The sequence below is a fragment of the Legionella taurinensis genome, assembly GCF_900452865.1.
In the GTDB taxonomy this organism is placed as follows: Bacteria; Pseudomonadota; Gammaproteobacteria; order Legionellales; family Legionellaceae; genus Legionella_C; species Legionella_C taurinensis.
In genome coordinates, this window is record NZ_UGOZ01000001.1 from 1,470,860 (window position 1) to 1,481,427 (window position 10,568).

The following is a 10,568-nucleotide window of genomic DNA, read 5'->3' on the forward strand; positions in this document are numbered from 1 at the left end:
ATTGATGAACTATTTCCATAATAAAAAACTGGCCTTTTTTTTTATTATCCCGCAGTTGATTGTTACCCTGTTATTTTTTATTTGGCCGGCTTTAAGCGCCATCCTGCAATCGTTGTTTTTTAGCGATGCCTTTGGTCTGCATCGGCAATTTGCCCGCTTGGGGAATTTCAGTGATTTATGGGCGGATCCGGGGTATGGAAAAGCAGTACTGGTGACGTTGCTGCTGGCGTTTTTTATTACCCTGACGACCATGGCCTCCGGCTTATTGCTGGCAACGCTGGTGAATGGACGGCGTCGCAGTCAGGCGATTTATAAAACACTAATCCTCTGGCCTTATGCGGTTGCGCCGGCTGTGGCGGCGATTCTCTGGCGTTTTCTCTGCCAGCCAACCATCGGCTGGCTGGCCAGTGTATTTCGCTGCATCGGCTTTGATTTTAATTACCTCATCCATGGCCAACAGGCGCTGGCTGTGGTTATCCTGACTGCGAGCTGGCAACAGTTAAGCTACAATTTTTTATTCTTTTTTGCTGCCTTAAAGGCGATTCCGCCATCGCTCATTGATGCGGCCATCATGGATGGCGCTTCGGCCTGGCAGCGTTTCTGGCAGGTTATTTTCCCTTTGTTATCACCAACGACTTTTTTTCTGTTGATCATGAATCTGATTTATTCTTTTTTTGAGACGTTTGGCATTATTGATGTCATGACCAGCGGCGGTCCGGATAATGGCACCACCACGTTGATTTACAAAGTGTATAAGGATGGCTTTGTGGGGATGGATCCCGGGAGCTCTTCGTCGCAATCCGTCGTCCTCATGCTTCTGGTGGTTGCCCTGACTCTGCTGCAATTTCGCTATCTCGAGAAGAAGGTGCATTACGAATGACCCTGTCGCGCGTGGTTTCCCATGGGTTCCTTTGCCTTTTCATTGCCGGTTTATTTCTGCCGCTTTACATGGCGCTGGTGGCCGCCAGTCATGATGGCGGCGCGATGATGCATGCGCCCTTGCCGTTGTTGCCTGGCGCGGCGTTGTGGGACAACATTAAAACCGTATTAACGGAGGGGATTGCGGCGACAGGAGGGCAGCCGGTTTGGCACATGCTGCTCAATAGTCTGGTGATGGCAGTCCTCATTGCCGCGGGCAAAATAACCCTGGCTTTGTTTTCAGCCTTTACCCTGGTTTATTTCGCCTTGCCCGGCAAAAAACTGATGTTTGCCCTGATTTTTTCAACCATGATGCTGCCGGTTGAAGTCCGTATTGTGCCGACGTTTCAGGTGATTGCTTCGTTCTCCTGGTTGAATACTTACGCGGGTTTAACGCTGCCGTTGATGGCTTCCGCGACGGCGACTTTTTTATTCCGTCAATTTTTCAAAACCATTCCGAGCGAACTGGTGGATGCGGCCAAACTGGATGGGGCGGGCCCCTGGCGTTTCTTTAGAGATATTTTACTCCCGCTCTCCCTGACGCAAATCGCGGCTTTGTTTATTATTTTGTTTGTCTATGGGTGGAATCAATACCTGTGGCCGCTGGTAATTACCAGCGACAGCAGCAAGGCGACAATTGTCATGGGCATCCGGTCTTTAGCCGGCGTTGCTGATCAAATTCCGCAGTGGCATTATATTATGTCTGTCGCCTTAGTCGCGATGTTGCCGCCCTGTTTGGTGGTCGTGCTTATGCAACGATGGTTTGAGAAGGGGTTAATTCATTAATGGCTACAGTGGAACTGGTGAATATCAGCAAATACCATGGTCAACACAGGATTCTTGAGCAAATCAGCTTAAGCATTGAGCAGGGTGAGTTTGTGGCGGTGGTAGGGCCTTCTGGATGCGGTAAATCCACGTTACTGCGGTTAGTGGCCGGCCTTGATACGGTCACCTCAGGAAAAATCCTCATCGATAATCAATGCGTCAATGAAATTCCTCCGGCCAAACGCAACATGGCCATGGTTTTTCAAAGTTATGCCCTGTACCCGCACATGACTGTGTTTGATAACATGGCTTATGGTTTAAAAATGCGCGGCGTCCACAAGCATGCGATTGATTCGCGTGTAAAAGAGGTGGCGGCCATGCTGCAGATCGCCGAGTACTTAAAGCGGCTGCCGCGGGAATTATCCGGCGGACAAAAGCAGCGTGTCGCCATGGGGAGGGCCATTGTTCGTTCGCCGTCTGTTTTTTTATTTGATGAACCCCTGTCGAATCTTGATGCCAAACTGCGTACGGAAATGCGCCATGAGATTAAAAAACTGCATCAGCAATTAAAAACGACCTGCCTGTACGTGACCCATGATCAAACAGAGGCAATGACCATGGCGTCCAGAATACTGGTGTTAAATCAAGGCCGTATTGAACAGATTGGCGCACCGCAGACACTGTATCAACAACCAGCTTCTCTCTTCGTTGCTGGATTTACGGGACATTACCCAATTAACTTTTTATCAGGTACTATTGATGTGTCATCCAGACAACTCATCACCCCGATAGGCGTTTCGTTTCCATTGCCTGAGCACGTGACTCCGGCGCAATGCGGTGAAGAAGTCATCCTTGGGGTGAGGCCTGAAAACCTGGAAATGACAGCGGCTGACACGGCGGGGGCCATTCCTGTTCATATCGATTTTGTCGATAACATGGGCAGCGATAAACTGGTGCATACCCGAAGCCATTGCGGTGGTGCCCATTTTTCGGTGCGAACACGGGCTGATACCGAGATCCATGAGGGGCGTGCGGCGATAAGCCTGAATCTGAAGCAGGCGCATTTGTTTGATAAAAACACAGGCAAGAGGCTGGGAGGGTGGAATGACTAAAAACACGAAAGCACTGAGGGATGTCGATGCCCCTTTTTACAGTTACTGGCAGGCGCTTTATCTGTCTTTTTTCAGCCGCCGCTTGTACGTGGATGTCGGTAAGCGCTGGAAAGGCTATGGGATACTTTATCTTTTATTGTTGATGTTCATTGTGACCCTGCCTTTCGCCTTGCGGGTAACCCTCGATTTTAATCGTTTTTTTGATTATCAAATCCTTGAGCCCATGCAGAAACTGCCGAAGTTTTATGTGCAAAACGGCAAAGTGTCTCTGGATAAGCCCATGCCTTACCTGATTAAAAACAGCAGGGGCGATGTGGTTTCCATCATCGATACGACAGGAACAATTACGCGCATCGATGATCGTTACCCGCACTTGTCTGTCCTGGTAACAGCCAATCAAATCATTTACCGCCTGCCCACACCGCAATTCTTTTTTGCCTCGGCAAACCGCAAACAGGAAAGTCCGATTTATATTCAGGAACTGAGCAAAAGCATGAATGAAGTATTCAGCGGCGAAGACCTGAGCAAATCGTCAGGCATCGAAAAGCTTAAGCTGTTGTCGGATGCCACCATTTATCCGACGATTGTCTTGATGTTTACCGTCATTTACCTGGCTTTCTTCCTGGTGTTTGCGCTAATGGGTCAATTTGTCGCTAAATTGTTTATGAAGTTTGCCATCACCTACAAACAATCCTGCCGGTTACTGATTGTGGCTTCGACTCCGCAAATCGCGGCACTGGTGTTTTTTCTGACCATAAACCGGGTATTTTATGGGTTTGGTTTCTTTTTAATTGTTTTGTTTGCCGCTTACTTCAGTTTTGCCGTCCTGTCGTTGAAACGTGAAAGTCAGAAGCTGGTGGTTTCGTGAAAGAACCTATTCACTTCGCCCATGGCAATGGCTTTCCTTCGCTTTGTTACAGTCAGTTATTTAATGCGTTACGTGAGGATTTCGATTGCTACTACATTGACAAAGTCGGGCACAACCCCAGGTACCCGGTGACCGAAAACTGGCCGTTTCTGGTTGAGGAAGTGTTAGACAGCATCAAACAACAAATTAATCAGCCGGTGATTGCAGTAGGGCATTCGCTTGGCGGCGTACTCAACCTGTTGGCGGCCATACGGGAGCCTTCGCTGTTCAAGGCGGTGATTATGCTCGATTCGCCTCTGCTGGGACGGCTTAAATCGAGCATGCTGCGTCTGGCCAAAGTGCTCGGGTTTATCGATCACATTACCCCGGCATTCAGAACACGTGGCCGCAGGCGTAAATGGCCGACACAGGAACAGCTCATGGCTTATCTCAAAGACAGGCCACTGTTCAGAACATTCAGCAAGGCTTGCCTTCAGGATTACATCGATTATGGTCTGTACCGTGATGAAGAAGGCTATCATCTGGTATTTGACAGCCACATCGAATACCAGATTTATCGAACCATTCCTCATCAACTTCATCAGTATGCCGGTCAATTAACAGTGCCCACCGCACTCATTTATGGCGCACAGAGTAATGTGGTGGATCGATTTGACGTTCGCTACATGAAAACGCATTACCATATTGATTGTTTTAAGATGAGGGGGACCCATATGTTACCGATGGAGAGACCGAAATTAACCGCCAGGCAGGTTATTCAGGCGCTGGATGTTATACTTAAAAAATGACGTGTAAAATATAAAAAATGTGGATTAAGGCTATTTATTAAAAGGAGAGAACTGTGCCGCATAGCTTGATTGTGTTTGCGCTGATTGGCGTATCGCTTTGGTTACTGTCCAGGCAGGCATCGATTGTCGTTTGGGCAATCAGTTATGCCATTCTGACGGGCTTGTACATACAGTATGGCTCTCCGGGCCTGGTCACTCAGGCGCTCCTGTGCCTGTTGACGGCCACCTTTGTTCTGTCCTCGATTCGTCCGTTACGCCGCAATCTCCTGTCTCGCCGGTTATTTTCCCGAATCAGCAAGGAAATGCCGGTCATGTCGGCCACGGAACGTGAGGCGCTCGAAGCGGGCACTATCACTTGGGAAGGGGATTTATTCAGCGGTGCGCCGGATTTTAATAAGTTGCTTAAAGCCCCCACCGTCAGTTTCACAGCTGAAGAACAGGCTTTCATGGATGGACCGCTTAACGAGCTCTGCCGCATGATTGACGATTGGGACATTACCCACAATCGGGCGGACATGCCTCCTGAAATGTGGCAATTCATCAAGGAAAAGGGCTTTTTCGGCATGATCATTCCCAAGGAGTACGGTGGGCTTGATTTTTCTGCCAGTGCTCAGGCGGCGATATTGTCGCGAATTTATGGCCGTTCCGTTACCGTGGCGTCAACCATCTCAGTGCCTAACTCCTTAGGCCCTGCGGAATTGCTGCTTAAATACGGTACCAAAGAGCAAAAGGACTATTATCTTCCTCGTCTTGCCGATGGTCGCGAGATTCCCTGCTTTGCGTTGACCGGACCCAATGCGGGTTCTGATGCCGCCTCCATGCCGGATAAAGGCATCGTCTGCCGGCAAACCGTGGATGGTCAGGAGGTGCTCGGGGTTCGTCTGACCTGGAATAAACGGTACATTACTTTATGCCCCATCGCCACCGTGATTGGTCTGGCATTCAGAATGTTTGATCCGGACAATCTGTTAGGCAAGGGGAACGATGTGGGAATCAGTTGTGCCCTGATTCCTGCCAAAACTCCGGGTGTAATAAGAGGCCGTCGCCATTTCCCGCTCAATACCGCCTTTATGAACGGTCCTACCCAGGGTAAGGATGTTTTTATCCCCATGGATTACCTTATCGGGGGGGCTGCAATGGCTGGGAGCGGCTGGCGGATGTTGATGGAATGCTTAAGTGCAGGCCGTGCGATTTCCTTACCTTCCAGCGGTCTCGGCGGCTCGCAGGCGGCTGCGTTGGCTACCGGCGCCTATGCTCGGGTCCGTAAACAATTTAATACGTCCATCGCCAATTTTGAGGGTATCGAAGAACCGCTGGCCCGCATTGCTGCCAACGCCTACCTCATTGACGCGGCGTTGACCATGACGGCCGCCGCCATTGACCATGGCGCCAAGCCGTCTGTGGCGGGTGCTATTCTTAAATACCATACCACGGAACGCGCCAGACGGGTCGCGCTCGATGCGATGGACATTCACGGCGGTAAAGGCATTTGCCTGGGTCCCAATAATTACATGGGACGCGGTTATCAAAGTGCTCCCATCGGCATTACGGTTGAGGGGGCCAATATTCTCACTCGAAGTCTGATTATTTTTGGTCAGGGTGCTGTTCGCTGTCATCCCTATGTTTTCAAGGAAATTGAAAGCGTACGGGAAAATAACCTCGCCCTCTTTGATAAAGCCTTTTGGGGACATGGCGCGTTTATGCTGGCCAATTTCACCAAATCCGTGTTGTTTAATCTGACGGATGCCCATTTCACACGTGCCCCTCGCAGCCGGGTAAAACGTTATTATCAATTGATTCATCGTTACAGCAGCAATTTAGCCTTTGCTTCTGATTTTGCAATGACGGTCATTGGTGGTGAGCTTAAGCGCAAGGAAAAAATTTCTGCACGCTTAGGCGATGTTTTAAGCTACCTGTACCTGGCGTCCGCCGTGCTTAAGCGTTTCCACGATGATCATGAGCCCGAAGCTGATTTGCCGCTGGTGGAGTGGTGTTGTCAGCATTTGTTCCATGAGTGCGACTTAGCCCTGCAAGGCGTCATGACCAACATCAAGCCCCGTGCGGCAAGGATAATATTGCGCGCAGTCATCAATCCCTGGGGCGGCTTAAGGAAACAACCCTCCGATCGTCTGGGGCAACAACTGGCACGCCTGCTGACCAACCCCAATGAATCCCGGGATCGCTTAACACGGTTTGTGTTTAAAGAGGCCACCTCCAATTGTCCCATTGGGCGCCTTGAGGCCGCATTTCGCAAAATTTGCGCGGTTGAACCTTTGGAAAAACGCGTTGCAGTCGCGGTAAAAGAGGGCACATTGCGTGCGCTAACCTTGCTTGAGCAGATTGATGAAGCAGAAAATGCCGGCATTCTGAGCAGTGAACAGGCTGTCTTATTAAAAGAAGCGGAACTCGCCCGCCAGCACGTCATTGCTGTGGATGATTTCAGCCATGATGAATTAAGCCATACTTCTTTACAGGCCTCTGTGAAAACAAAAAAGCATGAGCCGAGCAAGGACGATATCACGGAAAACATTTAACCTATGATGCCTGTCGGAGCCTGCTGCTTCGCTTCACTTATGCTGAGGCGGCAGGATTCCCGGGTAAGCAACGCTGCTTCAGAATCGTATTGATACCTATCCCCTGAGTTGTATTCCTGTCGGTGCCGATCAGCCTGTATTGCTTGTCCTCAGCAACACAGCCATGCACATTGCCTTATCCTGATGGAACTGTGCAAGCTGATAGAAAAAAATAACATGAAAAGATAAGCGACAAACAATTGAGGGAAAGGAAAAGCAATCCGGGATTCAGATTTCAGTAGCCAGTCGTCAAGAGGGGCGAGTTAAATTTCTTCCAATGCTTCATCCGGCATGGTGACATTTAACTCCAACACCGCACTGTCACCCATTCGTTCCAGATTGACACTGACTTTGTCACGTGTAACGGGGATGTATTTGGCTATCACTGCCAGAATTTCTTCCTGGAGTTTAGGCAAATAATCCGGTGTATTACGCTGAGTCCGCTCATGAGAAATAATGATCTGCAAGCGTTCTTTTGCAACGGATGCGGTGCTGGTGCGTTTTCTTAAGTAGTTGAATATGCTCATGCTGGAACATCCTCCTTGTTTTTACCGAACAACCGGCGCAAAATGCCTTTACGCTCATTGCTGACAAAACGCATGGGCCTGTTTTCGCCCAGGAAACGAGCAATCGCATCCTGGTAGGCCAGGCCTGCGTCACTGGTTTCATCAAGAATCACAGGCGTACCTGTATTAGATGCTTTTAACACGGCTTTGGATTCGGGAATAACCCCAATCAGCGGGATAGCAAGTATTTCTTTGACGTCTTCCACCGATAACATTTCTCCTTTTTCAACGCGCTCCGGATCGTAGCGGGTGAGAAGCAAATGTTCCTGGATAGGGGCTTCATTGTTAATTGCTCGTTTGGTTTTGCTGGCCAAGATACCCAGAATACGATCGGAGTCGCGAACGGAAGAAACCTCTGGATTCGTCACAACAATGGCATGATCGGCGAAATGCATGGCCATCAGCGCTCCGGTTTCAATGCCAGCCGGCGAGTCACAAACGATGTACTCAAATTCCTTTGCCAATTCATTAAGTATCTTCTCAACGCCTTCCACGGTTAAAGCGTCTTTATCGCGGGTTTGTGACGCAGGCAGGATGCAGAGATCGGGGACACGCTTATCCTTGATTAAAGCCTGATTAAGGCTGGCTTCGCCATTGATGACATTAATAAAATCATAAACGACACGCCGTTCGCACCCCATGATGATATCAAGATTTCGTAAACCAATATCAAAGTCAATGACAACTGTTTTGTGCCCGCGAAGAGCGAGTCCTGATGAAAAAGCCGCAGAAGTGGTAGTTTTTCCAACGCCGCCTTTACCTGAAGTCACAACGATTATCTTAGCCAACTCGGAACCTTCCTGTTAAAAGACTTGTTAACACTTTGCGTTCCAGTTTACACGTTATTGAATGAACAGTTCAAGCTCAACGGCTTAAATACGGCAATATATTTTTGACACTGTTAACAATAAAGTCGTTCGATCCACGGGCTATTGTTTTTAACCGAAACTGCACCTAAAATCCGCACACTTTTGGTCAATAAAAAACATTCATTTTAAGGGTCGTATGATGTATCGCAAAATGTTGAAATCGAAAATCCATCGTGCCCGTGTAACGCACGCGGATCTGGATTACGAAGGCAGTATCACCATTTCACCGGAATTATTAAAAGCGGCTGATATTTTGCCTTACGAAGCGGTGAATGTGTGGAATGTGACTGCCGGTACACGATTTGAAACCTATGCCATCACGGGTGAAGAAAATTCGACCGCCATTTGTGTCAATGGCGCGGCGGCTCACCTGGTCACTCCGGGCGATTTGATCATTATTGCGTCTTTCATTCAACTCAGTGAGGAGAAGTGCGCGTCATTTAAACCGACGGTGGTGTTTGTCGATGAGCATAACCGGTTTAGAGAAATCCGCCCGGAAACCTTGCCTGATTTATGCGATGCCTAAGCAACAATCCCTTCCACGGGAAGGGATTTATTCATCACCAACTGCTTGAGCCGCAGCAGCCATAGGTTGAAATATTGGGTTCGTTATAGGGATTGGCGCAACAGCTGCGATACCCGCATCCGGACAGGCTGGTTGTTATTAGAGCAATCAAAGACACAAAAAGTATCTTCTTCATAGCGTCTTCCTTGTCAATTGTGTCTTTTAAGTATATGACCTGATTTTAAATAATACAAATTCAAGTTTCATTTTGAATTCAAACGTTTGCGATAAACACTTGCAGGACGAATTGGATAGGAGTAAAACTATCTTCCCCTGTAAAAAAAGGAATTCAACATGAAACTTTATTTCGCTAAAGGCGCCTGTTCGCTGGCTGTAAGAATTGTTATCAATGAGATTGGTGTGGATTGCACCTACGAGTCGGTTAATTTGCAGGCAAAGAAAACGGAAAGCGGTAAAAATTACCTGGAAATTAATAAAAAGGGCGCGGTGCCTGCGCTTCAAACAGACAAGGGTGAAATTCTGACTGAAAACGCAGTCATTCTCCAGTATTTGGCTGATACCTATGAAGCGAATAAACTACTGCCGCCGCTGCATGATTTTGAGCGTTATCGGGTACTCGAATGCGTCAATTACATCACCACCGAGATTCATAAGACCCTGGGCGCTCTTTTTAATCCGGCAATGACGTCAGAAATCAGAGAAAAATTCACCTTGCCCACGCTTAAAACCAAATTCAACTATTTGAATTCCCTGCTGGATGGGCAGCCCTACCTGTGCGGTAACCACCTGACTTTGCCCGATGCCTATTTGTTTGTCATGTTAACCTGGACTTTCCATTTCAAAATCGATTTGCAGGAGTGGCCGAATCTGGTTAAGCATTTCAAAAAAGTAAGCCAGCATCCGTCGGTGGTTAAATCCTTGCAGGAAGAGGGGATTGAGCTGGCGGGTTAAAGCGCTTCCCTGACAGTAGAACCCTGTGCACTCCCTCTCCCGCTGGCGGGAGAGGCGGGGGTTTTCAGGTAAAGAAAACCTGGCATATTGCCATGTTCAGGTATATGATAGTTCCCCTGTTTCTGTTCAAAATCAAGCCTATCCGTTAAAGCATTTGGAGGACTTATGCGAATTAACACGTTACTTGTGGCCCTTTTATTGTCCATTACTACGCTTATCACGGGCTGCAGCAAGGATATCCCGCCCGGCGATTACGATTCATCCGAAGTGGGCAAAATTAAGAAAGTCGTACCGGGGGTGATTATTTCCATGCGCCCAGTCCGGCTGCACAATAAAGAAGCTGAAATCGGTATTACTCCAGGTTCTCGCTCGACTGCACCCAGTTCGTCTTATTCCGACCCCACCATGAATCGATCTCACGGGTTTGAATATGTGATTAAACTCAATAGCGGCAGCATTATTTCTGTGGTTCAGGCCGATACGGTCAAGCTGAAAGTCAAGCAGCCGATTTTAGTCATTTACGGCAGAAACACCCGCGTCGTTCCCGATCATGGCAGCAGCGATTATTAACAATGGGTGGTGCTATTCCGCCCACTGACAATTCCGCTCAAAAAATTAACCGAATGTTATTT

The 10,568-nt window shown here is 48.4% G+C and carries 11 protein-coding genes; 9 read left to right on the plus strand and 2 right to left on the minus strand.

Translation table 11 applies throughout. The annotated features are described in order from the left end of the window. Position 1: 1 nt before the first annotated feature. Genes DYE45_RS06885 through DYE45_RS06910 form a run of 6 tightly spaced genes read left to right on the plus strand, consistent with a single transcriptional unit; the run spans position 2 to position 6,985 of the window. The gene (locus DYE45_RS06885) at positions 2-880 is read left to right on the plus strand and encodes an ABC transporter permease subunit (RefSeq protein WP_370447883.1); all 879 of its coding nucleotides are present in this window, start codon (positions 2-4) and stop codon (positions 878-880) included. Beyond that, positions 877-1,704, plus strand: a complete 828-nt coding sequence (gene ugpE / locus DYE45_RS06890; protein WP_108291779.1) for a sn-glycerol-3-phosphate ABC transporter permease UgpE — start codon at positions 877-879, stop codon at positions 1,702-1,704. Before DYE45_RS06885 ends, ugpE begins: the two co-directional genes overlap by 4 nt. Further along, on the plus strand, positions 1,704-2,795 hold the full coding sequence (locus DYE45_RS06895; protein ID WP_108291777.1) for an ABC transporter ATP-binding protein: 1,092 nt from the start codon (positions 1,704-1,706) through the stop codon (positions 2,793-2,795). Before ugpE ends, DYE45_RS06895 begins: the two co-directional genes overlap by 1 nt. Continuing rightward, on the plus strand, positions 2,788-3,663 hold the full coding sequence (locus DYE45_RS06900; RefSeq protein WP_108291775.1) for a DUF1189 family protein: 876 nt from the start codon (positions 2,788-2,790) through the stop codon (positions 3,661-3,663). The genes DYE45_RS06895 and DYE45_RS06900 overlap by 8 nt, the downstream gene beginning before the upstream one ends. Continuing rightward, on the plus strand, positions 3,660-4,451 hold the full coding sequence (locus DYE45_RS06905; RefSeq protein WP_108291773.1) for an alpha/beta fold hydrolase: 792 nt from the start codon (positions 3,660-3,662) through the stop codon (positions 4,449-4,451). The genes DYE45_RS06900 and DYE45_RS06905 overlap by 4 nt, the downstream gene beginning before the upstream one ends. Positions 4,452-4,504: 53 nt before the next feature. Then, positions 4,505-6,985 (plus strand): acyl-CoA dehydrogenase, encoded by a 2,481-nt coding sequence (locus tag DYE45_RS06910; RefSeq protein ID WP_108291771.1) that lies wholly within the window; start codon positions 4,505-4,507, stop codon positions 6,983-6,985. A 302-nt stretch (positions 6,986-7,287) separates the two neighbouring features. On the opposite strand, the gene minE is transcribed toward DYE45_RS06910, so the two are convergent. Further along, positions 7,288-7,551, minus strand: a complete 264-nt coding sequence (gene minE, locus DYE45_RS06915; RefSeq protein WP_058530381.1) for a cell division topological specificity factor MinE — start codon at positions 7,549-7,551, stop codon at positions 7,288-7,290. Then, the gene (gene minD / locus DYE45_RS06920; RefSeq protein ID WP_115300667.1) at positions 7,548-8,378 is read right to left on the minus strand and encodes a septum site-determining protein MinD; all 831 of its coding nucleotides are present in this window, start codon (positions 8,376-8,378) and stop codon (positions 7,548-7,550) included. Before minD ends, minE begins: the two co-directional genes overlap by 4 nt. 217 nt (positions 8,379-8,595) lie before the next feature. Between minD and panD the strand changes: the two genes are divergently transcribed. The 3 genes from panD to DYE45_RS06935 all read left to right on the plus strand — a co-directional run bounded on the left by panD (position 8,596) and on the right by DYE45_RS06935 (position 10,506). After that, positions 8,596-8,985, plus strand: a complete 390-nt coding sequence (gene panD / locus DYE45_RS06925; protein ID WP_108291767.1) for an aspartate 1-decarboxylase — start codon at positions 8,596-8,598, stop codon at positions 8,983-8,985. A gap of 333 nt (positions 8,986-9,318) precedes the next feature. Then, positions 9,319-9,936 carry a glutathione transferase GstA gene (gene gstA, locus DYE45_RS06930; protein WP_108291765.1) on the plus strand — a complete coding sequence of 206 codons (618 nt, stop codon included), beginning with the start codon at positions 9,319-9,321 and terminating at the stop codon, positions 9,934-9,936. A 165-nt stretch (positions 9,937-10,101) separates the two neighbouring features. Beyond that, positions 10,102-10,506, plus strand: a complete 405-nt coding sequence (locus DYE45_RS06935; RefSeq protein WP_108291763.1) for a hypothetical protein — start codon at positions 10,102-10,104, stop codon at positions 10,504-10,506. Positions 10,507-10,568 lie beyond the last annotated feature (62 nt).

What these genes read in the sequence shown, in the direction of transcription:
- DYE45_RS06935 (WP_108291763.1), top strand. Translation starts at nt 10,102, where the DNA reads ATGCGAATTAACACGTTACTTGTGGCCCTTTTATTGTCCATTACTACG.
- minE (WP_058530381.1), bottom strand. Translation starts at nt 7,551, where the DNA reads ATGAGCATATTCAACTACTTAAGAAAACGCACCAGCACCGCATCCGTT.
- DYE45_RS06895 (WP_108291777.1), top strand. Translation starts at nt 1,704, where the DNA reads ATGGCTACAGTGGAACTGGTGAATATCAGCAAATACCATGGTCAACAC.
- panD (WP_108291767.1), top strand. Translation starts at nt 8,596, where the DNA reads ATGATGTATCGCAAAATGTTGAAATCGAAAATCCATCGTGCCCGTGTA.
- gstA (WP_108291765.1), top strand. Translation starts at nt 9,319, where the DNA reads ATGAAACTTTATTTCGCTAAAGGCGCCTGTTCGCTGGCTGTAAGAATT.
- DYE45_RS06900 (WP_108291775.1), top strand. Translation starts at nt 2,788, where the DNA reads ATGACTAAAAACACGAAAGCACTGAGGGATGTCGATGCCCCTTTTTAC.
- ugpE (WP_108291779.1), top strand. Translation starts at nt 877, where the DNA reads ATGACCCTGTCGCGCGTGGTTTCCCATGGGTTCCTTTGCCTTTTCATT.